The organism is Streptomyces longisporoflavus, from assembly GCF_014649775.1.
GTDB lineage: Bacteria > Actinomycetota > Actinomycetes > Streptomycetales > Streptomycetaceae > Streptomyces > Streptomyces longisporoflavus.
The window spans coordinates 433,320-456,923 of sequence record NZ_BMTR01000003.1; the positions used below are offsets into that span (position 1 = coordinate 433,320).

At 70.6% G+C, this 23,604-nt stretch carries 19 protein-coding genes; 10 read left to right on the forward strand and 9 right to left on the reverse strand.

Annotation, left to right across the window (positions count from 1 at the left end; all coding sequences use genetic code 11):
• The first annotated feature begins 139 nt into the window (after nucleotides 1–139).
• Both IE226_RS08535 and IE226_RS08540 read left to right on the forward strand, forming a co-directional pair.
• On the forward strand, nucleotides 140–1,921 hold the full coding sequence (locus tag IE226_RS08535) for a TIGR03767 family metallophosphoesterase (RefSeq protein WP_190080416.1): 1,782 nt from the start codon (nucleotides 140–142) through the stop codon (nucleotides 1,919–1,921).
• A 140-nt stretch (nucleotides 1,922–2,061) separates the two neighbouring features.
• Complete coding sequence (locus tag IE226_RS08540; protein WP_229870636.1) at nucleotides 2,062–3,186, forward strand: serine hydrolase domain-containing protein; 1,125 nt, start codon at nucleotides 2,062–2,064, stop codon at nucleotides 3,184–3,186.
• 85 nt (nucleotides 3,187–3,271) lie between these two features.
• Here IE226_RS08540 and IE226_RS08545 read toward each other — a convergent pair whose 3' ends face one another.
• Together IE226_RS08545 and pepN are read right to left on the reverse strand one after the other, a co-directional pair.
• Nucleotides 3,272–4,363 (reverse strand): hypothetical protein, encoded by a 1,092-nt coding sequence (locus IE226_RS08545; protein ID WP_190080418.1) that lies wholly within the window; start codon nucleotides 4,361–4,363, stop codon nucleotides 3,272–3,274.
• A 235-nt stretch (nucleotides 4,364–4,598) separates the two neighbouring features.
• Nucleotides 4,599–7,175 carry an aminopeptidase N gene (gene pepN / locus IE226_RS08550; protein ID WP_190080419.1) on the reverse strand — a complete coding sequence of 859 codons (2,577 nt, stop codon included), beginning with the start codon at nucleotides 7,173–7,175 and terminating at the stop codon, nucleotides 4,599–4,601.
• A 163-nt stretch (nucleotides 7,176–7,338) separates the two neighbouring features.
• Here pepN and IE226_RS08555 point away from each other — a divergent pair, with 163 nt between their 5' ends.
• Nucleotides 7,339–7,986, forward strand: coding sequence for a mycothiol-dependent nitroreductase Rv2466c family protein (locus tag IE226_RS08555; protein ID WP_190080420.1), 648 nt, complete (start codon nucleotides 7,339–7,341; stop codon nucleotides 7,984–7,986).
• 151 nt (nucleotides 7,987–8,137) lie between these two features.
• Here IE226_RS08555 and IE226_RS08560 read toward each other — a convergent pair whose 3' ends face one another.
• The 3 genes from IE226_RS08560 to IE226_RS08570 all read right to left on the reverse strand — a co-directional run bounded on the left by IE226_RS08560 (nucleotide 8,138) and on the right by IE226_RS08570 (nucleotide 12,050).
• Nucleotides 8,138–8,788 (reverse strand): superoxide dismutase, encoded by a 651-nt coding sequence (locus tag IE226_RS08560; protein WP_190080421.1) that lies wholly within the window; start codon nucleotides 8,786–8,788, stop codon nucleotides 8,138–8,140.
• A gap of 213 nt (nucleotides 8,789–9,001) precedes the next feature.
• A complete protein-coding gene (locus tag IE226_RS08565; protein ID WP_190080422.1) occupies nucleotides 9,002–10,453 on the reverse strand; it encodes an amino acid permease in 1,452 nt (483 codons plus the stop codon).
• A gap of 145 nt (nucleotides 10,454–10,598) precedes the next feature.
• Nucleotides 10,599–12,050 (reverse strand): amino acid permease, encoded by a 1,452-nt coding sequence (locus tag IE226_RS08570; protein WP_373306910.1) that lies wholly within the window; start codon nucleotides 12,048–12,050, stop codon nucleotides 10,599–10,601.
• A gap of 268 nt (nucleotides 12,051–12,318) precedes the next feature.
• On the opposite strand from IE226_RS08570, the gene IE226_RS08575 reads away from it, so the two are divergent.
• On the forward strand, nucleotides 12,319–12,897 hold the full coding sequence (locus IE226_RS08575) for a biotin transporter BioY (protein WP_190080424.1): 579 nt from the start codon (nucleotides 12,319–12,321) through the stop codon (nucleotides 12,895–12,897).
• A gap of 4 nt (nucleotides 12,898–12,901) precedes the next feature.
• Here the strand turns inward: IE226_RS08575 and IE226_RS08580 are convergent, their stop codons facing one another.
• Complete coding sequence (locus tag IE226_RS08580) at nucleotides 12,902–14,239, reverse strand: FAD-binding oxidoreductase (RefSeq protein ID WP_190080425.1); 1,338 nt, start codon at nucleotides 14,237–14,239, stop codon at nucleotides 12,902–12,904.
• A gap of 133 nt (nucleotides 14,240–14,372) precedes the next feature.
• Between IE226_RS08580 and IE226_RS08585 the strand changes: the two genes are divergently transcribed.
• Entirely contained in the window at nucleotides 14,373–15,476 is a 1,104-nt protein-coding gene (locus IE226_RS08585) for a serine/threonine-protein kinase (RefSeq protein ID WP_190080426.1), read from the forward strand.
• Here the strand turns inward: IE226_RS08585 and IE226_RS08590 are convergent.
• Complete coding sequence (locus IE226_RS08590) at nucleotides 15,473–16,957, reverse strand: amino acid permease (RefSeq protein WP_190080427.1); 1,485 nt, start codon at nucleotides 16,955–16,957, stop codon at nucleotides 15,473–15,475. The two genes, IE226_RS08585 and IE226_RS08590, sit on opposite strands and share 4 nt — an antisense overlap.
• 195 nt (nucleotides 16,958–17,152) lie before the next feature.
• On the opposite strand from IE226_RS08590, the gene IE226_RS08595 reads away from it, so the two are divergent.
• The 3 genes from IE226_RS08595 to IE226_RS08605 all read left to right on the forward strand — a co-directional run bounded on the left by IE226_RS08595 (nucleotide 17,153) and on the right by IE226_RS08605 (nucleotide 18,801).
• A complete protein-coding gene (locus IE226_RS08595) occupies nucleotides 17,153–17,638 on the forward strand; it encodes a ribose-5-phosphate isomerase (protein ID WP_190080428.1) in 486 nt (161 codons plus the stop codon).
• 87 nt (nucleotides 17,639–17,725) lie between these two features.
• Entirely contained in the window at nucleotides 17,726–18,580 is an 855-nt protein-coding gene (locus IE226_RS08600; protein ID WP_190080429.1) for an Fpg/Nei family DNA glycosylase, read from the forward strand.
• A gap of 2 nt (nucleotides 18,581–18,582) precedes the next feature.
• Complete coding sequence (locus tag IE226_RS08605; protein ID WP_190080430.1) at nucleotides 18,583–18,801, forward strand: superinfection immunity protein; 219 nt, start codon at nucleotides 18,583–18,585, stop codon at nucleotides 18,799–18,801.
• On the opposite strand, the gene IE226_RS08610 is transcribed toward IE226_RS08605, so the two are convergent.
• Entirely contained in the window at nucleotides 18,798–20,027 is a 1,230-nt protein-coding gene (locus tag IE226_RS08610; RefSeq protein ID WP_190080431.1) for a GNAT family N-acetyltransferase, read from the reverse strand. The genes IE226_RS08605 and IE226_RS08610 overlap by 4 nt on opposite strands.
• A 129-nt stretch (nucleotides 20,028–20,156) precedes the next feature.
• Between IE226_RS08610 and IE226_RS08615 the strand changes: the two genes are divergently transcribed.
• Complete coding sequence (locus tag IE226_RS08615; RefSeq protein ID WP_190080432.1) at nucleotides 20,157–21,317, forward strand: PP2C family protein-serine/threonine phosphatase; 1,161 nt, start codon at nucleotides 20,157–20,159, stop codon at nucleotides 21,315–21,317.
• Here IE226_RS08615 and IE226_RS08620 read toward each other — a convergent pair.
• Nucleotides 21,303–22,484: a cation:proton antiporter gene (locus IE226_RS08620; RefSeq protein WP_190080433.1), complete on the reverse strand. Its 1,182-nt coding sequence runs from the start codon at nucleotides 22,482–22,484 to the stop codon at nucleotides 21,303–21,305. The genes IE226_RS08615 and IE226_RS08620 overlap by 15 nt on opposite strands.
• Before the next feature lie 260 nt (nucleotides 22,485–22,744).
• Here IE226_RS08620 and IE226_RS08625 point away from each other — a divergent pair, with 260 nt between their 5' ends.
• Nucleotides 22,745–23,575 (forward strand): ABC transporter ATP-binding protein, encoded by an 831-nt coding sequence (locus tag IE226_RS08625; protein WP_190080434.1) that lies wholly within the window; start codon nucleotides 22,745–22,747, stop codon nucleotides 23,573–23,575.
• Nucleotides 23,576–23,604 lie beyond the last annotated feature (29 nt).

Below are 23,604 nucleotides of genomic sequence, written 5' to 3' on the forward strand. Positions count from 1 at the left end.
CTGCCCGTTGCGGTCTCGTTAACGTGCAGGTCATCCCGGATGCCAACGATCCAGTACGAGCGGGAAATCCGAGAACACCGCATGGTGCGGAGCTGCCCGCGACCACTGCCGACTCGTCTGGAATCGGGGAGACCGCGCCATGCCGCGCATACGCTCTGTCGCCACCGCCGCCCGGTCCGCCGCCCACTCCGCCGTCTCCGCCGTGGATCGCCGGGCCTTCCTGGCGACCACCGGAGCCGTCTCCCTGTCCGCGGGCATCGGCTACGCCCTGCGGCCCGCCGCGAGCCACGCCGCCCCCAGCGGCCCCGCCCCCGTCGCGCTCTCCCGGCAGGCGCCCGCCGCCCCCCTCGCGCCCTACCGAGGCGGCACCACCCTGGGCGCCGTCGCGACGCCCCGCGGCACCTCCGGCTACCGGCGTCTCGGCGACGGGCCCGCCTGGGACCGGGTCGTCCGGGGCGACCTCGCCGCCGCCAAGGACGGCCGCGAGGGGCGACGCACGCCGCTCGCCGCGTTCGTCCAGTTCACCGACCTGCACCTGGTCGACGTGCAACATCCGTTGCGTTACGAGTATCTGCGCGCCCAGACCGCGAGCGCCTGGCGCCCGCAGGAAGCTCTGTCGGTGGCCGGCGCGGTCGCGCTCGTCGAGCGGGTCAACGCGCTGCGCGGCGCGCCCGCCACCGGATCGCCGCTGCACTGCGTGGTGACGACGGGCGACAACACGGACAACAACTCCCGCTCCGAGCTCGACTGGTTCCTCAAGACCATGAGCGGCGGGCGCATCAACCCCAATACCGGTGACCCGCGCCGCTACGAAGGTGTCCAGGACAGCGGCCTGAAGCTGTACTGGCACCCGGACGCCGACCTGCGCGATTCCGACAAGGCCCTCGGCTTCCCGCGGGTCGACGGCTTCCTGGAGGCGGCGCTCCGCGAGGTCAACAGCCCCGGCCTCGGCCTGCCCTGGTACTCGACCGTCGGCAACCACGACGCGCTGCCCGGCGGCTGCTGGGGTCCCGGAGACTCGTACTTCTCCGAATTCGCCGTGGGCGGACGCAAGTTGATGTCACTTGACGAGCCGCGCGGCGCCGCCCTGTGGAAGGCCGTCAAGAAGGGCCGCGACCCCAAGGGCGCGCACTTCAAGGAGCTCCTGAAGAGCGAGGCGCGGCACATGCGCTCGGTCACCCCGGACGAGAGCCGCGCGCCCTTCACCCCCGCCGAGTACGTCGAAGCCCACCTCGACCCGGCGTACAAGGGCCACGGACCCGCCGGGCACGGATACACGCAGGAGAACCTCGACTCGGGCACCCAGTACTACTCCTTCCGCGTCAGCGAGGACGTGCTCGGCATCAGCCTGGACTCGACGGACCCCGGCGGCCACTACGAGGGCTCGCTCGGCTCGGCCCAGCTGGACTGGCTGGAGCGGGAGCTGACGGCGAACGAGAAGAAGGACGGCGGCGGTTCGTACGTCGTCGTCTTCAGCCACCACACCAGCAGGACCATGCGCAATCTGCGCCAGGACCCGGGGCGTCCGCGCGAGGGCAGGCACGGCGGTGACGAGATCGTCGCGCTCCTCGCCCGCCACCGTTCCGTCCTCGCCTGGGTCAACGGACACAGCCACAAGAGCGCCATCACCGCGCACCAGACCCCGCAGGGCTCCTTCTGGGAGGTCTCCACGGCCTCGCACATCGACTTCCCGCAGCTGGCCCGCGTGGTGGAGCTGAGCGACAACCACGACGGCACGATCTCCCTCTTCACCACCCTCATCGAGTCGTCGGCCCCGCACCGCACGGATTACGCCGACCTCTCCCAGACCGGCCTCGCCGCGCTCTACCGCGAACTCTCGTTCAACGCCCCTGGTGCCAAGCCCGCGCTCGGCGGCGAACCGGGTGACCGGAACACGGAACTGATCCTCAAGAAGGGCTGAATCCCGCTCAACCCGCGTGAGTCGGTCAACCTCCCCGTGCGGCCCCCGAGTCCCTCCGGCCAACCGCACGTCCGAGAACAGCTGGGGGAGACATGGCAGCGCGCAGGAGAGGCTTGACGGGGGTGGCCGCGGGAGTGGCCATGACGGTGACGGCGGGGGTGTTCGCGGCACCGGCACTCGCGGGGGCGCCCGGAGCCGGCGGCGGGAGCGGGCACGGGGACCGGCACCGGGCGACGCAGCGGGCGATGGAGGCCGCCGTCAACGAGAACGCCCCCGGCGTGACCGCGCAGGTCAAGGACAAGCACGGCACCTGGAAATCAGCGGCGGGCATCGGCGACCTCGAACGCCAGAGCCCGCGCGGCGCCCACGACCGCTACCGCGTCGGCAGCATCACCAAGACCTTCGTCTCGACGGTGATACTCCAGCTGGCGGCCGAGGGCGAGCTGAGCCTCGACGACAAGGTGGGGCGGTGGCTGCCCGGCGTGGTCGAGGGCAACCGCCACGACGGGGACAACATCACGATCCGTCAGCTCCTCAACCACACGAGCGGCATCTACGACGTCCTGACCGACCCCGGCTACCAGGAGAAGATGTTCACCGAGAAGTTCCTCGCGCACCGCTACGACACCTGGACCCCCGAACAGCAGGTCGCCATCGCCATGCGCCACGAGCCGGACTTCGATCCCGGCGAGGGCTGGAACTACTCCAACACCAACTACCTCCTCGCGGGAATGATCATCAAGAAGGTGACGGGGGAGTCGTACGCGGACGAGATCAAGCGGCGCATCATCAAGCCGCTCGACCTGGACGCCACCAGCGTGCCGGGGACGGACCCCTCGATGCCAAAGCCGAGTTCACGGGCGTACATGAAGCTGGCCGAGGCGCCGGACGCCACGTTCCACGACGTGACGGAGCTCAACCCGACGATGGCGGGGGCCTCGGGCGGGATGATCTCCGACGCGGCGGACCTGAACCGCTTCTACACGGCCCTGCTGCGCGGCAAGCTCCTGCCGAAGAAGCAGCTCGCCGAGATGAAGACGACCGTCGAGCAGAACCCGGAGAAGCCCGACAACCGGTACGGACTCGGCCTGGTGCGCCGCACGACCTCCTGCGGCACCTTCGTCTGGGGCAACGGAGGCGACATCCAGGGCTCGACGTCGATGACCCTCGCGACCGAGCGCGGCGGCCATGCGATCTCCGCGAACTTCAACAGCCTGGAAGGCGACTTGATCACGATCAGGGACGCGGAGTTCTGCGGCCAGTGAGACAGACGGCGGCGGAGTCGCGTACGTGAGAGGGGGCGGGCCCGGTGTGCGGGTCCCGCCCCTTTCCGTTTCCCTCCCGCGGTGGCTAGCGCGGCAGTACCACCACATACGCCGCCGGCTCGCGGTCGGCCGAGGCCATCAGCGCGGTCCGTACGACGGTCGCCTGCTGTTCGAGCGACTCGCGCAGCTTCCCGGGGGTCACATGCACGACCGTGATGCCGAGCCGCTCCAGATGCTCGCGCTTGCGGGCGTGCTCGGACCACAGTGTGTCGTCGTCCTGCCCCGGGGCTTCCTGGAACCCCGCACGGAGGCCTTCCCCCGATCCCTGCCGGGGTGCGCGCGTGTCCAGCTCGACCGCCACGGCCAGGTCCGGCCAGAACGCGTCGACGCCGCCGAGGTACGGACCGCCGGGCAATCGCAGGTCGACGTTCCACAGCGGATCGGGCAGGCCGTGCTCGGCGACCATCTGGTACAGCCGGTCCTCCGCGATGGCCCGCCCCTCGGCGAGCAGCGAGTCCACCGCGTCCACGACATGCGGGCGGGTGAGCAGCTTGGCCTGGTTCAACTCGCGTACGACGGCGGCTGGTTCGCAGTGGTGGCCGCGCACCGCCTCGGTGAGCAGCCTGCGCACCGCACCCGCCTCGGAGAGCCCCGCCACGGCGTCGGCGAGCGCGCGCGCCACCGGGGCCACCGGAACTCCGGCGATCTGTACGGCGGTCGGCATCGCCGGGGCCCGCACGAGCCGCACGAACCCGGTGGAACGCAGCCGCCGGGTGCGCGGGACGAGTACGTCGACGCGGTCCAGGGAGAGCAACGGGGGCGCCGACGAAAAGCGGTGCAGGGCGAGCGCCGCGAGGCCCGTGACCAGGGCGTCGGCGTACGGGGCGCGGGGGGCGCCGGCGCCGGGCTGTGCGGGGACGGACTTCGCGGCCCTGGCCGGCGGTCGCCCCGCGTACAACAGGGCGCCGTGCAGGCGCTCTTCACTGGTCGGCGGCCCGGGGTGCAGCAGGCAGACGCCGGGGAGCAGCTGCTGCCAGGGGCCCTCGGGGCGGCAGTGGGCGGCGGCGTCTGCGGCGGAGATGCCGTGGGCGCGGAGCTGGGCGGTGCTCATCACGCGTCGCTGGACGTCGGCGAGGTGACGGAGGGGGCGGGGGGAGAGCGGGGTGTTGTGGTTCATGCCCCGGCCATTCCCGCCGCCGATCCGCCCTCTAACCGCTGTTACAGGCCCGTCGACATAACTGGACAACCCCGTACTAAAGTGCAGACGTTCGACTGCCGAAAAGGTCCGTTTGTTATCGGTACGTTCCAGGCGGCGGCCGGAGCGGGCGGGGCGGGCGGGGCGGGCGCAACACCGAAGCGAGGCGCCCGCCCCGACAGCTCCCGGGAAGCGGCAGCCCCCGGGAAGACAGTCCCTACGAAGCGGCAGCCGCGTCGCAGGCCTGCGCCCGCAGCGACCGCGCGAGGTCGTCACGGGCCTCGAGGACGAGCCGCCGCAGGGCAGGCGCGCCGCCCTCGTGAGCGGCGAGCCACGCGTCGGCCGCGTCCACGGTGGACTGATCGTCCTGGAGGTGCGGGAACAGCCCCTTGACCACGTCCATGCCGATTTGGATGGACCGCTCGGCCCACAGCCGCTCGATGACGTCGAAGTACTTCGGCGCGTACGGAGCGGTCAGCTCCCGCTGCGACGACTGTCCGAACCCGGAGATCGTCGCACCCACCAGCGCGTTGGACAGGGAGTCGGACTCCACCACGGCGGCCCACGCCTGCGCCTTGACCGCCGCGGAGGGCCGCGCGGCCAGGCACCGCACCTGGTGCCGCTTGCCCGAAGCCGTGTCGTCGCGGGCCAGCTCGGCGGCGAGCACCCGCTCGTCGGCGACGCCGTGCGCGGCCAGCGGGCCGAGGAAGGACCAGCGCAGCTCCTGGTCGACGTCCAGGCCGTCGATCTTCGCCGTGCCTTCGAGGAGCCCCTGGAGCAGCTGGAGATCGGCCGCCGACGAGGCCACCGCGGCGAAGAACCGCGCCCACGTCAGCTGGTTCTGGCTGCCGGGCTCGGAGATCCGCAGCTCCCGCAGAGCGCCCTCGGCGAGCGCGCGCCCGCCCTCCTCGCGCCAGTCCGGGGCCGCGTAGAAGGTGAGGGCGGAGTCCGCCCACGTGTGCAGCATCTGGAGGACGCCGATGTCGCTCTCGCGCCCGGCGAACCGCAGCACGAGCCCGATGAAGTCCCGCGCGGGCATCAGCGCGTCCCGCGTGAGGTTCCACAGCGCGGACCAGCACAGCGCGCGGGCGAGCGGATCGGTGAGGTCGCCGAGGTGCGCCCGCAGCGTGTCGAGGGAGTTCTCGTCGAAGCGGATCTTGCAGTACGTCAGGTCGTCGTCGTTGACCAGGACGAGGTCAGGGGCCTCCTCGCCGGCCAGCTCGGACACGACCGTGCGCGGCCCCTCGACGTCGAGCTCCGCGCGTGCGTACCGCGTCAGCTCGCCCTTGGGCGTGCGGCGGTACAGGCCCACCGCCACGCGGTGCGGGCGCAGTTCGGGGTGTGACTCGGCGGCCTCCTGGAGCACGGAGAGCTCGGTGATCCGGCCCTCCGCGTTCAGCAGGACCTGCGGGGTCAGGGAGTTGACGCCCGCCGTCTGGAGCCAGGCCTGCGACCAGGCCGCCATGTCGCGCCCGGAGGTCTCCTCCAGGACAGACAGGAGGTCGCCGAGCCGGGTGTTGCCGTACGCGTGGCGCTTGAAGTAGCGGCGCGCGCCCTCCAGGAACGCGTCACGGCCGGCGTAGGCGACGAGCTGCTTCAGGACGCTCGCCCCCTTCGCGTACGTGATCCCGTCGAAGTTGAGCTTGGCGTCCTCCAGGTCGCGGATGTCGGCCGTGACCGGGTGCGTGGAGGGCAGCTGGTCGGCGCGGTAGGCCCACGCCTTGCGGTTGTTGGCGAAGGTGATCCAGCCGTTGGTGAAGCGGGTGGCCTCGACCATCGAGAAGGTGCCCATGAAGTCGGCGAAGGACTCCTTGAGCCACAGGTCGTCCCACCAGCGCATGGTGACGAGGTCGCCGAACCACATGTGCGCCATCTCGTGCAGGATGACGTTGGCCCGGCGCTCGTACGACGCCCGGGTCACCTTGCCGCGGAAGATGTACTCCTCGCGGAAGGTGACGCAGCCGGGGTTCTCCATCGCGCCCAGGTTGTACTCCGGGACGAAGGCCTGGTCGTACTTCCCGAAGGGGTAGGGGTAGTCGAAGTTGTCGTGGAAGAAGTCGAGGCCCTGCTTGGTGACCAGGAAGACGTCGTCCGCGTCGAAGTACTTGGCGAGCCCCTTGCGGCACAGGGCGCCGAGCGGGATCTCCAGCGTGGTGCCGTCGTCGAAGGTGCGGCTGTAGGAGTCCGTCACGTAGTGGTACGGGCCCGCGACGACCGCCGTGATGTACGTCGAGATCGGCTTCGTCTCGGCGAACTTCCATACTCCGTCGACCAGTTCACCCGAGCCGTTCGACCAGGCGGTCCAGCCCTCGGGGGCCTGCACCTCGAACCGGAAAGGTGCCTTCAGGTCAGGCTGCTCGAAGTTGGCGAAGACGCGGCGGGAGTCCGCGGGCTCGTACTGCGTGTAGAGATAGACCTCGCCGTCCTCCGGATCGACGAAGCGGTGCATGCCCTCGCCGGTGCGGCTGTAGGCGCACCGGGCGTCGACCACCAGTTCGTTCTCGGCGGCCAGGTCCTCCAGCGTGATCCGGGTGCCGTCGAAGACCTCGGAGGGGTCGAGGTCCCTGCCGTTGAGGGAGACGGCCGTGACGCTCGGCGCGACCAGGTCGGCGAAGCTCGCGGCGCCGGGTTCGGCGGAGCGGAAGCGGATCGTGGTCACGGAGCGGAACGTGCGCGGCTCCTGGTCGCTCCCGCCGATCGCGGAGCGCAGGTCGAGAAAGACCTCGTACCCGTCGACGGACAACAGCGCGGCCCTCTCCTGGGCCTCGTCGCGGGAAAGATTCTCTCCGGGCACGGGCGGTACTCCCTTGTACTCGCAGGTGGAAGTCGTGGATCGCACGACCTGTACGAATGTCTACGATCCTCGCATGTGCCCCCAGCGCGCGGTATCCGGGAATGCCCGGGCAGATCACTGACGTTCCCCTGGCCAAGCGCGCACGCATTCCCTAGGGAGAGACATGTCCGAGAACGGCAAGTCCGGCAAGACCCCCGTCGACTTCTGGTTCGACCCGCTGTGCCCCTGGGCCTGGATGACCTCGCGCTGGATGCTCGAGGTGGAGAAGGTCCGCGACGTCGAGGTCCGCTGGCATGTCATGAGCCTCGCCGTACTGAACGAGGACCGGCTCGACGAGCTGCCCGAGGAGTACCGCGAGATGCTGGAGACGAAGGCCTGGGGCCCGGTCCGCGTGGTCATCGCCGCCCAGCAGAAGCACGGCGACGAGACCATCGGCGAGCTCTACACCGCCCTCGGCACCCGCTTCCACAACCTCGGCGAGGGCCCGACCCGCGAGGCGGTCGTCTCCGCGCTCAAGGACGTCGGCCTGCCCGAGGACCTCGCGGACTACGCGGACTCGGACGAGTACGACACGCAGCTGCGCGCCTCCCACCAGGAGGGCATCGACAAGGTCGGCCAGGACGTGGGCACGCCCGTCATCGCCGTTCCCGGCGCGGACGGCGAGCAGGTCGCCTTCTTCGGCCCCGTCGTCACCCCCGCCCCCAAGGGCGAGGCCGCGGCGAAGCTCTGGGACGGCACGCTCCTGGTGGCCTCCACGCCGGGCTTCTACGAGATCAAGCGCACGCGCACACAGGGGCCGATCTTCGACTGACCTGGCCGAAAGCCCGGTGTCGAGAACACCCGGCCCACCGAAAGACCCCCGTGAGTCACGTCCTCACGGGGGTCTTTCCTTTATCCGCCTGCCCCGGCGAAAGTTGAGAAGACGATCACGAGGCAGGGCGCTTCAGGGGGTGGAGCCGGCCTTACGGGGCCAGCAGCAGGCTGTTCACGCGCTGCTTGGCCGCCTCGTAACGCTTGGCCACGTCCTGCCAGTTGACGACCGCCCACATGGCGTCGATGAAGTCCACCTTCTGGTTCTTGTACTGCAGGTAGAAAGCGTGCTCCCAGGCGTCGAAGACCAGGATCGGCGTCGAGCCCTGGCCGACGTTGCCCTGGTGGTCGTAGACCTGCTCGACGATGAGGCGGTTGCTGAGCGGCTCGTAGGCGAGTACGCCCCAGCCCGAACCCTGTGTGGTCGCCGCGGCCTTGGTCAGCTGGGCCTTGAACTTGGCGAAGGAACCGAAGGACTCGGTGATCGCGTCCGCGAGGTCACCGACGCCGTCCGCGGCAAGCGGCTCACCGCCGCCGCCGTCCTTCGGGCTGTTCATGTTGTGCCAGTAGATGCTGTGCAGGATGTGGCCGGAGAGGTGGAAGGCCAGGTTCTTCTCCAGGCCGTTGATGGCGCCCCAGGACTCTTTGTCGCGCGCCTCCTCCAGCTGCTCCAGGGTGTCGTTCGCGCCCTTCACGTACGCCGCGTGGTGCTTGTCGTGGTGCAGTTCGACGATCTGGGGATTGATGACCGGCTCGAGCGCCGCGTAGTCGTACGGAAGTTCTGGAAGCGTGTAAATGGCCATGTCCGAGCCCTCCGACTGCTGCTCTGCTGTACTGCGATGCCTGGCAATTGTTATTGCAACTGATGTGCAAGTGCAGGCTAGCAGCAGGAGTGGGTCGGGGGTGGGGCGGGGATGATCAGTCCTTCGTCCTAGGTCCGGCCCCGGGACCTGCGGGTACGCCGAAGGGGCCCGGAGTCGTGATCGACCCCGGGCCCCTTCGTGTACGGCGATGTCCTACTCGGCGGCCACCGGCGCTGACGGCTCAGACCGCTCCGCCAGCTTCTGGCGCACGAAGCCGATCACGGCGAGCACCAGCGTCAGCGCCCCCGTCGCCAGAAGCTGCTTGCGCGTGTCGGGCTGCTGGGTCATCAGGTAGAAGATGTACGCCATCGCGGCGAGCGCCACCCACGTCAGGAACGGGTACGCCCACATCTTCACGACCAGCTTCTGCGGCTCCTCGCGCTCCGTCCTGCGGCGCAGGATCAGCTGCGAGGCGGCGATGAAGATCCAGACGACCAGGATCATCGCGCCGATCATGTTCAGGAGCCAGGGGAAGACGTCGTCCGGGCGCCAGTAGCTGAGCAGGACGCAGACGAAGCCGAAGACCGAGGACGCCAGGACCGCAAGGCGCGGGACGCCGCCGTAGACACGGCCGAGCGCCTTGGGGCCCTGGCCGCGCTCGATCAGGGAGTACGACATGCGCGACGCGCCGTAGATGTTGGCGTTCATCGCGGAGAGCAGGGCGATGAGGATGACGACGTTCATGATCTGCCCGGCGCCGGGGATGCCGAGGTGGTCGAGCGTGGCGACGTACGGCCCCTTCTCGGCGACCTCCTTGTTGTCCCACGGCAGCAGCGTGACGACGACGAGCATCGAGCCGACGTAGAAGACGGCGATGCGCCACATCGCGGTGCGCACGGCCTTGGCGACGCTCTGGACCGGCTTCTCGGACTCCGCCGCCGCGATGGTGACGGTCTCCAGGCCGCCGTACGCGAAGACGGAGGCGAGGAGGCCGATGATCAGGCCGTCCGTGCCCTTCGGCATGAAGCCGCCCTCGCCGGTGAGGTTCGCGGTGCCGGGGGCCGGGACGTCGGAGCCGGGCAGGATGCCGAGGATCGCGAGGACGCCGATGCCGAGGAAGAGCGCGATGGCGCCGACCTTGAGGGCGGCGAACCAGAACTCGAACTCGCCGAAGTTCTTCACGGCAGTCAGGTTCGAGCCGCAGAACACCAGCATGAACAGGGCGACCCAGGCCCACTGCGGAGTGCCGGGGAACCAGCCCACCATGATGTCCGCGGCGCCGATGCCCTCGATGCCGACGGCGACACAGAGCAGGAACCAGAAGCCCCAGCCCGCGGTGAAGCCCGCCCAGGGGCCGATCGCCCGCTCGGCGTGGACCGAGAAGGAGCCGGACGCCGGGTTCGCGGCCGACATCTCGCCGAGCATGCGCATCACGAGCATGACGAGCGCGCCGGAGACGGCGTAGGCGAGGACGATCGAGGGGCCGGCCGCGGCGATGCCCGCTCCGGAGCCCACGAAGAGTCCGGCGCCGATCACGCCGCCGAGGGCGATCATGGAGAGATGCCGCTGCTTGAGGCCGTGGACGAGCGGCGAATCGGCCGCGGGGGCCCCTTCGGGCGCTGCGTCCTTCGGGGTGTCCTTGGGGGTGTCCTTGGACGTGGACATCCGAGACATGGGCGTGCCCTGTTCCGTAGCTGAAGTGGGGGGAGCGAGCGGCCCACAGTCTGAAGTCCGGTACCGCTGACAGGGAACACCTGACCGCTATACGGACACGACGCTCACACTTTGTGAAGGTGCGGGCACTGGATGTTCACGCGCGTTTCATGCGTGCCTCGCGCCACTCCCGCAGCCCCGCGACCGCCAGGACTAGTCCCGTCGCCCCCGCCGACCACAACAGCTGCGGCCGTGCCCCGTCGTCGGTCAGCATCAGCCCGAGCACGGCCGCCATCGCCGCGAGCGCCGCCCACGTCAGATACGGGAACGCCCACATCCGCAGGACGAGCCGCTCCGGCGCCTCGCGCTCGATGCGCCGCCGCAGCCGCAGCTGCGAGAGAGCGATCAGCGCCCAGACGAAAAGGAGCACCGCGCCGACCGAATTGAGCATGTAGAGGAAGACCGAGTCGGGCCACTTCAGATTGAGCACGACGGAGACGAAGCCGAAGGCCACGGACGCGAGCACGGCCCGCCGGGGCACTCCGCCGCCCGACACCTTCAACAGGGCCTTCGGCGCCTCGCCGCGCTCGGCGAGCGAGAAGACCATCCGGGACGAGCCGTAGAGGTTGGCGTTCAGTGCCGAGAGCAGCGCCACGAACACCACGATGTTCATGATCGTGCCGGCGGACGGCACCCCGATCGAGTCCAGGACCGTCACATACGGACTGGCCCCCGCCCTCTCCGCCGTCCACGGAAGCACCGTCACGATGACGAGCATCGAGCCGACGTAGAAGAAGAGGATGCGGTAGACGGCGCTGCGCACCGCGCGGGCCACCGAGCGCACCGGGTCGTCGGACTCGGCGGCCGCGATCGTCACGACCTCCAGACCGCCGAAGGCGAAGACGACGGCGAGCACGCCGGAGATGACGCCCTCCCAGCCGTTGGGCAGGAACCCGCCCTGCCCGGTGAGATTGGTCAGGCCCACCGGGTCGGTGTCGGGCAGCACCCCGAAGATCGCGAGCAGCCCGAGGACGAGGAACGCGACGATCGCGAAGACCTTGAGCGCGGCGAACCAGAACTCGAACTCGCCGAAGTTCTTCACCGCGGCGAGGTTGGCCGCGGTGAACACCAGCATGAAGATCAGGACCCAGGCCCACTGCGGAACGCCCGGCACCCAGCCGCCCGCGATCTGCGCGGCGCCGGTCGCCTCCACGGCGAGCACGACCACGAGCAGGAACCAGTAGAGCCACCCGACGCTGAACCCCGCCCAGCGGCCGAGCGCGCGCTCGGCGTGCACGGAGAAGGACCCGGACGCGGGCATCGCGGCCGACATCTCGCCGAGCATCCGCATCACGCACATGGCGAGCGCACCGGCGATGAGATACGAGACGACGATGCCGGGCCCGGCCACGGCGATCCCCGCGCCGGAACCGACGAAGAGCCCGGCCCCGATGACGCCACCGAGCCCGAGCATCGTGAGATGCCGCTGCTTGAGACCGCCGCCGAGCGGTTCCGGCCCCACCGTTGTGCCCACCCGTCCCGCAGGGCGGGACGGGTGGGCACAACCCCCGCTGCCGGGTGCCGATTCTTCGGGGGGTGCGTCGTGCATGGTGCTCAGCGCTGCTCTCGGGATCACAAAGGCTTGGCGGGAACCTACAGTGTCGCCGGGCTGTAGCCTCCCGCGCAAAGCGGGCTCAAATCGCCCCTCACCTCAGTGACGAGCATCACGCCCCCCGCAGGGGTATACAGAGCCCTTTGTGCAGAGCCCACCAACAAGGTGCCCCGCACCTTGTCACCCGTACACCGTGAGAGGCGCCCCCCGCCCGGGATAGCGTCCTGGGGTCCCACCTGCCCGTCCCAGAACCCGCGGAGTCCCGATGAGCATCGCCGCCGTCTCTTCCCGTCCCGGCCAGGTCCTCGCGGACCTGTTGCCCGCGTCCCGCGCGAAGGACGCGGCCTTCGTCCTCGGCGGCGCCGCCCTCACCGGCATAGCGGCCCAGATCGCGGTGCCCGTCCCCGGCTCGCCCGTACCGGTGACGGGACAGACCTTCGCCGCCCTCCTCGTCGGCACCGCCCTCGGCGCCCGCCGCGGCTTCCTCTCCCTCGCCGTGTACGCCCTCGTCGGCATGGCCGGCATGCCGTGGTTCGCGGAGGCGGGCTCCGGCGTCGCCGCGCCGTCCCTCGGCTACGTCCTCGGCATGCTGCTCGCCGCCACCGTGGTCGGCGCCCTCGCCCGCCGCGGCGGCGACCGTTCCGTCCTGCGCACCGCGGGCACGATGGTGCTCGGCTCCGCGATCATCTACGCGGTCGGTGTCCCCTACCTCGCCGCCGCGACCGGCATGTCGCTGACCCAGGCCGTCGCCGCCGGGCTCACGCCCTTCCTGATCGGTGACGCCCTCAAGGCCGCGCTCGCGATGGGCGCGCTGCCCACGGCGTGGAAGCTGCTCGACCGCTGAGCGGTCACCCGATGCCGTAGTTCCGCCTGAAGAGGTTCGCCGGGTCGTACGTGGCCTTCAGCCCGGCGAGCCTCTTCCGCGTTTCCCCGTCGTAGAGACCCTCGTCCCGCTCCCCGGCGGCGAACGCGAAGTTGAGCAACCGCCCCACGGCCCCCGGCGCGAAAAGCCCGAACGCCCGGTCCTGCGCGGCCCGCACCGCGCCGAGATCCGTGCCGTCGGCGGGGTCGAAAGGCGAGAGCACCCGCACCAGCCACCCCGCCTCCCGGTGCGGCACCGCGTTGCCCGCGGGCTTCGCGAGGGCGCCGCCCAGCTGGTTGATCTGCACGACGTGCATCCTCCCGGCGGCCGGACCGGTCAGCGCGAGCAGCTCGCACGCGGCCTCGACGTCCAGCTCGCCCACCACCACGCTGTCCCCGTAGTAGGAGTGCGGGAAGTCGGGGTCGCTGTGGATCGTGTGGCTTTCGGTGTACGGCATCTCCCGCAACGAGTCCGACACCGCGGGCCCGATCTCCCGCAGCGGCGCCACCAGGCGCTCGCCCGCCGCCTCCGAGCCCGTGCAGGCGACCCGGACCGTGATCAGATAGCGGCCCCGCAGGTGGGGCGGCAGCTGCGGGATGTCCGGATAGACGAGCGCCGCCACCGACGAGGTCAGCTCGTCCGGCACCGTCCGGGTCCACGCCTCGTACGCCCGCAGCACATGGGCGGGGTCCACCTCGCGCCCGTCGAACTCGATCGCCCCGCCGTACAGCCGCGCCACCGGCACCAGGCCGATCTCCAGGGCCGTCACCACGCCGAGGTTCGCGCCCCCGCCGAGCAGGCCCCAGAACAGCTCGGGCTCGCTCTCCGCCGTGACGTGCCGCAGCGCGCCGTCCGCCGTGACGACGTCGAGCCACCTGACGTGGTCCGCCGCGTAACCGAACTCCCGCGCCAGGATGCCGAGTCCGCCGCCCAGCGTGTACGAGACCGCGCCCACGCCCGGCGCCGAACCGTTCAGCGGCGCGAGCCCGTGCGCCGCCGCGGCCTCGACGACCCGGCCCCAGCTGACACCCGCGCCCACGGTGACCGTGCGCGCGTCCGCGTCGACCCGGACGGAGTCCATCCGCCGGGTGCTGATCAGTACGCCGCCCTCCGAGGAACCGGGAAGCCCGTGCCCCGTGGCCTGCACCCCGACGGGCAGCCCCGCCTGAGCCGCGTACGACACGGCGGCCACGACGTCATCGGCGCTCCCGGCCGCGAACACGAGCGCGGGCCGCTGCGTGAAACCGGTCTGGAAGCCGGCGATCTCCTCCTCGTACCCGTCGTCGCCGGGCCGGTACACGAGTCGCCCATCGGTGAAGTCCACGGTGATCCTCCAAGAGGTGCTTGCTGACGCGTCAGAGGTTCCCCGCAAAACCTGACATCCGCCGTCAAGTTTTCTGCCCCTTCGGGAAAACCGCGAACTGTGCTGTCATGAAGGGAGGGTTGGGGGTGAGCCCATGCCGGAGCCTCGCGTGGTCGCGGGCCGCTACCGCCTGCTCGCCGTCATCGGCCAGGGCGGCATGGGCCGCGTGTGGCGCGCGGCCGACGAACTCCTCGACCGCGGCGTCGCGGTCAAGGAGATGCGGATCGACGCAGGCTTCGACGGCCCCGAGACGGAGGACACCCGCGTCCGCAGGGAACGCGCGCTGCGCGAGGCGCGGGCCAGCGCGCGGATCGACCACTCCGGTGTCGTACGCGTCTATGACGTCGCCGAGGAGGACGGCCGCCTCTGGATCGTCATGGAGCTGATCCACGCGCGCTCCCTGGCCCGGTACGTCGACGAGGAGGGGCCGCTGGACGAGCACGACGCGGCGCGCCTCGGCCTCGCCCTGGTGGCGGCGCTGCGCCGGGTGCACGCGGCAGGCGTACTGCACCGTGACATCAAGCCGGAGAACGTCCTGCTGAGCCCTTCGGGGCCCGCCGACCGGGTCGTCCTCACCGATTTCGGCATCGCCGCCCTTGAGGACACGGGCCGTCTCACGCAGACGGGCCTCCTGGTGGGCTCGCCCGAGTACATGGCGCCCGAGCGGGTCTCCGGGGCGCGGCAGGGCCCGCCGTCCGACCTCTGGTCCCTTGGGGCGACGCTCTGCACGGCGCTGCGCGGCAGCTCGCCCTTCGCCCGCGCCTCGACCCTGAACACGCTGGTCGCGGTCCTGCACGAGGCGCCCGAACTGCCGCCGGAGTCAAGCGCGTTGCGCCCGCTGCTCGCCGCGCTCCTGGTCAAGGAGCCGGAGCGGCGGCCGGGTCTCGACGAGACGGAGGCGGCCCTGCGCGCGGTGCTCGCGATGCCGCTGAGGCCGCCGACGCCGCCGAGGTCGCCGGAGCCCGTCGAGCCGCCGGACTCCGGATCACCGGCGGCTCCGGCGACCCGGCGGAATCAGCTGCCGGACTGGCGGTCCCGCGCGCTGACCGCCGTGGTCCTGCTGGTCGCGGCCGCCCTCGCGGCCGTCATGTTCTTCACCGCGCGCGATCCGGGCGGCGGGGCGCCGCCGGGACCGAGCACGCCTCCGCCGACGGTGGCGGGCACGTCGACCGCGCCACCGTCGGACGGGACGGGCTAGGCGTCGACGGAGTCGTTGCCGAGGCCGGTCTCGACGGCCGCGTCCGCGTCGGCGCGGGGCCGCACCTTCTCCCGTATGACGGAGAACGCCACCACGAACGCCGCGGCGAGCAGCGAGAGCAGGACCTGCTTGCGCCCGGTCTCGTCGGTCAGCATGTAGACGAGCACGAACGAGATCATCGCGATCGTGACCCAGGTCAGGTACGGGAAGAGCCACATCTTCACGACGAGCTTCTCCGGCTGTTCGCGCAGGATGATGCCGCGCATCCGCAGCTGCGTGAACGCGATCATCAGCCAGACGAAGAGGGCCACCGCGCCCGAGGAGTTCAGCAGGAAGTCGAAGACGGTGTCCTTCCACTGGTAGTTGAACCAGACGGCGACGAAGCCGAACACGACGGAGCCGAGGATCGCGGCCTGCGGGACGCCCCGCGCGTTGGTGCGCGCGAAGGACTTGGGCGCGTCACCGCGCCGGCCGAGCGAGAAGGCCATGCGCGAGGCGGTGTAGAGCCCGGAGTTGAGGCAGGAGAGCACGGCGGTGAGAACGATGACGTTCATGACCTGACCGGCGTGCGGAATGCCGATCGAGTTCAGCGCGGCGACGTACGAACCGTCCTCGACGATCGACTTGTCGTCCCACGGGAGCAGCGTGATGACGACGAAGATCGAGCCCAGGTAGAAGACACCGATACGCCAGATGACGCTGTTCGTCGCCTTGGTCACGGCGCGCTGCGGGTCCTCGGACTCGCCGGCGGCCAGCGTGACGATCTCGGAGCCCATGAACGAGAAGACGACCATGAGCACACCCGTGAGGATCGCGCCCGCGCCCTTGGGCATGAACCCGCCCGCGTCCGTGAGGTGCGCGAATCCGGCGCCGGGGTTGTCGGAGCCGGGCAGCACGCCGAAGACGGCGAGCAGGCCGATGATCACGAAGCCGCCGATGGCGACGACCTTGATCCCGGCGAACCAGAACTCGAACTCGCCGTAGGAACCGACCGAGACGAGGTTCGTCGCGGTGAGCACCACCATCACGATGAGCGCCCAGCCCCACTGGGGGACGCTCGGTATCCATCCGTTGAGGATGACGGCGCCGGCGGTGGCCTCCACGGCGAGCACGACGACCCAGAAGAACCAGTAGAGCCAGCCGATGGAGAAACCGGCCCAGCGGCCGAGCGCCTGGTCGGCGTAGGTGGAGAAGGAGCCGGAGGTGGGCCGTGCGGCGGCCATCTCACCGAGCATCCGCATGACGAGGACCACCATCGCGCCGACGAGGGCGTACGAGACGAGGATGGCGGGCCCCGCGGCGGCGATACCGGAGCTTGAGCCGACGAAGAGGCCCGCTCCGATGACACCACCGATGGCGATCATGGAGAGGTGGCGGTTCTTCAGCCCGGCCTTGAGGCCGTCACCGTTGTCTCCGGACCGCTGATCCCCAGGTTCATTGGGGTTGCGGTCTGCCTTCGCAAGGGAGGGTTGCGAGGTCATGGACGAATCCTTAAGTTCTCGGGTCACGAGCCCCCGCATTCAAACTCAGGGGTGGACGTGACGGAAGTCCCGACTCCGGATCGTTGCATTCCGGCCCGATGGCCTAGACCTTGCAGGCCACGGAGTCACCAAGGGTGAGCAAGGTCCCGCCCCCGATCGCCGCTACCCGCCCCGCGACGTGCCACACTCATTCGCATGCGCGTGTACCTCGGCTCGGATCATGCCGGCTACGAACTGAAGAACCACCTGGTCGAGTGGCTCAAGAGCCACGGCCACGAGCCCGTCGACTGCGGGCCCCACATCTATGACGCCCAGGACGACTACCCCCCCTTCTGCCTCCGCGCCGCGGAGAAGACGGCGGCGGACCCCGAGTCGCTCGGCATCGTGATCGGGGGCTCCGGCAACGGCGAGCAGATCGCCGCGAACAAGGTGAAGGGGGTCAGGGCCGCCCTCGCCTGGAGCGAGCAGACCGCCGCCCTCGGGCGTGAGCACAACGACGCGAACGTCATCTCGATCGGCGGCCGGATGCACACGCGGGAAGAGGCGACGAAGTTCGTCGAGATCTTCCTGACCACGCCGTACTCGGGCGAGGAGCGTCACTCCCGCCGCATCGAGATGCTGGCGCGCTACGAGACCACGGGCGAACTCCCCGAGATCCCGGCCCACCACCCGCAGGGCTGAACCCTCCTCCTCGATCGCCGGACGGGCTGACATGCAGCCCCTCCGGCGATCGAGGACGTTTTGTACCGCACCCCCCAGGAGGACTCCGTGCCGGAGGGGCACACGATTCACCGGCTGGCAGCCGATCACCGGGAGCGGTTCCAGAACCGCGGCCCCCTGCGGGTCACCAGCCCCCAAGGCAAGTTCTCCGACAGCGCCGCCCTGCTCGACGGGCAGGAGATGGACGCCGCCGAGGCCCACGGCAAGCACCTCTTCCTCGGCTTCGGCGGCACCGGCTGGATCCACATCCACCTGGGACTCTTCGGCAAGGTCGGCTTCGGCGGTACGGCGGCCGCGAACCCGCCCACGGACACCGTCCGCCTCCGCCTGGCCACCGGCGACGCGTACGTCGATCTCCGCGGCCCCACGACCTGCGCCCTCATCACGGACGAGGAGAAGCAGGCGATACACGCCCGCCTGGGCCCGGACCCGCTCCGGGACGCCGACGACCCCGCCAAGGCCTACGCCCGCGTCTCGCGCAGCCGCTCGACCATCGCCGCCCTGCTCATGGACCAGAAGGTCATCGCGGGCGTCGGCAACGTCTACCGCGCCGAGGTGCTCTTCCGGCACGGCATCGACCCGTACACCCCGGGCAAGGACATCGGGCCCGATCAGTGGGCGGCGATCTGGGACGACCTGGTCGCCCTGATGCGCGAGGGCGTGCGCCTCAACCGCATCGACACCGTCAGGCCCGAGCACACGCCCGAGGCGATGGGCCGCCCGCCGCGCGTGGACGACCACGGCGGCGAGGTGTACGTGTACCGCAGGGCCACGATGCCCTGCCACATCTGTGGCGGCGAGATCCGCACCGCCGATCTCGCCGCCCGCAACCTCTTCTGGTGTCCCAAGTGCCAGCGGGCCCGCCGCGCCCGCAGCGCCCGCGCCCGCCGAAAGGACGCTTGAGAGTGTTCGCCCACATCGGTGCCCTCGGCGCCATCGTGTTCATGCTGCTGAGCCTGATCGTCTATCTGCTGCCGTCCCTCATCGCCTTCAACCGGGGCATCGACAACCGCTATCTGGTCCTGGTCGTCAACATTTTCCTCGGCGTCTCGCTCATCGGCTGGCTGGTCGCCCTCTATCTGGCGACCCGCAAGCCGAAGCAGCAGGTGGAGACGGCCGCCTAGAAGCCGTGCGGCAGCCAGGGCGCCACGTCCGAGCCGAAGGCCGGCGAGGCCTCGGCCAGGGCGCCCTGGCGCAGCTCCCGCACCCGGCCCGCGGCAGCGAGCGACGTCAGGGAGACACCGCCGAGATAGACCGAGGCCAAGTCCCGTACGGACAGGGCGAGATCGGCCTCGTCCTCGGTGCGCTCGCAGATCGCGCCCTTCAGGTCCCCCTTGAGCCGCCAACGGCCCGCGTTCCAGGGGCAGAAGGCGTCCTCGACGTCGAGCACCAGGTTCACCGGCGTCCGGTAGGCGCGCGCCTCGAGAGCGGCACCCACCTCCACCAGGCGTACGTAGAGCGAATCCGTCACCCGCAGGCGGCAGCGCCGTACGTCCGAGACGAGGTGGACCACCGCGTCGTCCACCGGGCGGCTGTGCGCCTCGATCGTCGACGTCAGGTCGATGCCGAAGAGGAACCGCCACAGCGCCGCGTTGGCCGCCGGGTCGAGGGCTTCGAGATCGCGCAGCCGCACCGAGCCCTTGGGGCCCGCCGCGTCCCAGTCGGGCTTCACGCTGTAGCGCGCGTACCCGACGAGCTCTCCGTCGCGCTCGGCGAGCACGCACTGGAGGGGCGAGGCGCCGTGCCGCTCGCTCTCCGGATCGAGCAGTCCGAGCCGCTCCCAGCCGGGCTGCCTGGCCAGCATTCCCGGCCGCTCGCTCACCCGTCGCGCGTACAGCTCCTCGCACGCCGCGTGGACGTCGGCCGGCTTGGCGTACCGAAGACGTACGTCATCGGTGCCGGCCGGCACCGACAGACGTACGCGTGAGGTGTCGATCTCGGCCCTCAGCGCCTGCGTCGCCGCGCCGTACCCGAACCGTCCGTAGATGGCGGGCTCGGAGGCGGTGAGCACGGCAAGGCACTCGCCCCTGGCGCGTATGCCGTCGAGCTGGTGCCGCATCATCGACGTCAGGATTCCGCGCCGCCGGTGGGTCGCCGCGACGCTGACCATCGTCACGCCGGCCGCGTCCACCAGGGAACCTCCGGGCACGGACAGGCGGAAACTGAACGCTCCCGTCGTGCCGACGCAGGTCTCGCCCTCCCAGGTGCCGAAGAAGCGGTCGAACTCGGTCAGCGCGTTCCAGAGCTCGTGCTCCTCTTTCGCCTCGGCGACACCGCCGAAGGCGAGCTCAAGCGTGCTGTAGTACTCGTCCCAGTCTTCCGGGCGCAACTCCCGCAATTCCGTCGTCATATGCCATGCCTACCAGGCAGAAGCGGGCACAGCGACAGAATTTACGCGCCGCGGCGCCGTGCCTCTGACGGGGGACAACCGGCACCTCCCGTGCGCGGTGCCTGGCCCGGTGGATAGGGTCCGGGAGCAATGGCAGGCACGCGAGCGGAAGCCGAGACGTTCACAGCCCGGATGAAGAAGCGTATCCACCGGGCTCGCATAGGGCTGCGCAAGTCCGGCGTCGACTACTTCCGGGGAGACGGCTCGGACTGGGTCGCGCTCGCCGGTCTGCTCGTCACCATCCCGGTGATCGCCTTCTGCACCATCGCCAACAGCGTCTGGTGCGCGCCCTCCACGCTGGTCCTGCCGATCGTGGCCGGGGGCCTGCTCCTGCGCCCCTCCAGCCTGCTCGGCCTGTACGCGACGGCGGCCGCCGCGCTCATCGTGGAGTCGGTCCAGCTCGGCCCGTACACGCAGGGGCCCTCACGTGTCACGCCCGGAGTGGTCCTCGTCGTCGCGGCCTGCGGCTTCTTCGGGCTGATCATCGCGCAGTTCCGCAGCCGGGTCGGTGTGCCCTGGCGCGGCGGCGGGACGATGCTCTTCGATCTGCGCGAACGTATCCGCGTGCAGAGCAAGCTGCCGAAGCTGCCGTCGGGCTGGCACCGCGAGATGGCCCTGCGGCCCGCGGGCGGCCAGTCCTTCTCCGGTGACTTCGTGGTCGCGGCCCGTACGAACGGCGGGCGCACCCTGGAGGTCGTCCTCACCGACGTCTCGGGCAAGGGCATGGACGCGGGCTCCCGCGCCCTGCTCCTGTCGGGCGCCTTCGGCGGCCTGCTCGGCTCGCTTCCGCCGCACGCGTTCCTGACCGCGGCCAACGGCTATCTCCTGCGCCAGGACTGGGACGAGGGCTTCGCGACCTCCATCCACCTGGTCCTCGACCTGGAGAGCGGCGACTACGAACTCTTCACGGCGGGCCACCCGCCGGGCCTCCAGCTCAGCGCGGGCAGCGGCCGCTGGGAGCAGAAGGCCGCCGAGGGACCGCTCCTGGGGGTGTACGACGGGGCGCAGTTCGACCCGGTGAAGGGCTCCCTGCGCCCGGGCGACGTCCTGATGCTCTTCACGGACGGTCTCGTCGAGACCTCCGACCGGGACATCAGCGAGGGCATCGACCGCCTCACCGGGGAAGCCGACCGCTATGTGGCGGGCGGCTTCCACGGTGCCGCGTGGCATCTGATCGAGGCGGTCGCGAAGGACGTCAACGACGACCGGGCGCTGCTGTTGATCTGCCGGGAGCCGTCAGCGGGCTCCTGACAGCTCCGGTTCCGGTTCGCGTACGGGATCGCGCCCGCCCGGCAGGATCCGGGCCAGCCACTTCGAGCGTCCCGCGGCCAGCGGTCCGAGCACCGCGAGCAGCAGCACGTACCCCGCGATGAAGGGGGAGAGGCGGTCGTCGAGTCCCGCGGTGGCCGCCATGGTCGCCAGGATCAGGGCGAACTCGCCGCGGGCGAGCAGGGTGGTGGAGATGTTCGCCGCGGGCCCCGCCCCGAAGCCGTAGATGCGCGCCGCGCCGAGTCCCGCGAGGACGTTCATCAGCAGCGTCACGGCCACGGCGGCGAGCACCGGCCAGAACACCGTGGGCAGGTCGCCCGGGTCGATGGAGAGGCCGAAGCCGAAGAAGAAGATCGCCCCGAACGCGTCCCGCAGCGGGTGCACCAGCTTGCGCACGCGCTCGCCGGAAGCCGTGCTGCCCACCATCAGGCCGACCATGAACGCGCCGATCGCGTCCGCGACCCCGAACCACTCCGAGACCCCGGCGACGAAGACCGCGGCCCCGAGGAAGGAGATGACGAGCAGTTCGTCGTCCCGGGTGTCCATGAGCCGCCCGACGACCTTCGTGCCGAAGCGCGCCACGAGGGCGAGAAGCAGCAGGAAGCCGAACGCCTTGCCGCCGTCCATGACGGCCGCGGCGAGACTGTCGGCGCCGGACAGGACGGGTTGCAGCGCCGCCAGGTAGAGCGCGAGGAAGATGTCCTCGACGACGATGATGCCGAGGATCGGCTTGGTCTCCGGATTGCCGAGCCGGCCGGTGTCGACGAGCACCTTGGTGACGATCGCGGACGACGAGATGCCGAGCACCCCGGCGAGGACCAGAGCCTCGGAGGTGCCCCAGCCGAGGGCGAATCCGAAGCCGAGGCCCGCGCCGACGTTCAGCGCGAGGTACGTCCCTCCGGCGAGCGCCATCTTGCGGCCGCCCGACTTGAGGTCGTCCATGTGGAACTCGAGGCCCAGGTAGAAGAGCAGAAGCACCAGGCCGAGCGCCGACAGCATCTCCAGGTCGTGGGGGTCGGAGAGCAGGACCACGCCGGGAGTGTGCGGGCCGAGAAGGATCCCGGCCAGGATGAAGAGGGGGATGGTGGGAAGTCCGATGCGGCCGCCCAGACGGGCGAGCACGGCGGCGGCGACAAAGGCGCCGCCCATGGCTATCAGGGTGTCTGCGTGTCCGATGGGCCCGTTCCTCCTGGTAGTCGGCGACGCACCCGGCGCACACGGATGGCAAAGGGAGCGTCAAGAACGCGTCAATAGTTAGCTTACCAAACGACTTCTGGAGTGCCGTGCGGGGCGGATGTCCACTCCCTGCGGGGGATACCCCCACCCCCGATCCGCCGGGGGACCTCATGGTCCACAGAGCCCCCGAATCCGTACGTTCGATGCATCACCTACGGAAGGCGGAGAGAGCCATGGGGCTGCGTCGCAAGAAGGAAGCAGTCAACGGACCGGGACCGGTGCCCCCAATGACCGCCGGTGCGCCCCGCGGCGCCGACTGGGCCGTCGAACTGCACGGCGTACGCCGCAGGTACGGCAGGGGATCCGGCGCCGTGCACGCCCTCAGCGGCATCGACCTCGCCCTGGAACGCGGCAGCTTCACCGCCGTCATGGGCCCCTCCGGCTCGGGCAAGTCCACCTTCCTCCAGTGCGCCGCCGGACTCGACCGGCCCACCGAGGGCACGGTGCGCCTGGGCGGTACGGAGATCACCTCCATGAGCGAGAACAAACTGACCGCGCTGCGCCGCACCCGCCTCGGCTTCGTCTTCCAGGCCTTCAACCTGCTGCCCTCGCTGACCGTCGAACAGAACGTCGTCCTGCCGATGCGCCTCGCGGGCCACCGCCCCGACCGCCGCAGGGCCGCGGATCTGCTCCAGCGCGTCGGACTCGGCAGCGACAAGCACAGGCGCCGCCCCGGCGAGCTCTCCGGAGGCCAGCAGCAGCGCGTCGCGATCGCCCGCGCCCTGGTCACGGACCCGGACGTGATCTTCGCCGACGAGCCGACCGGCGCCCTGGACACCACCACGGCCGCCGAGATCCTCGCCCTGCTCCGCTCGGCCGTCCGCGACCTGGGCGCCACCGTCGTCATGGTCACCCACGACCCGGCCGCCGCCGCTTACGCGGACCGGGTGCTCTTCCTCGCGGACGGCGTGATCGTGGACCGCCTGGAGCGGGCCTCCGCCCAGCAGATCGCCGCCCGGATGACGACGCTCACGGCACCGGCCCACGCGACAGCGGCGGCATAGCCCGCACCAGCTCCCCGCCACTTCACCGA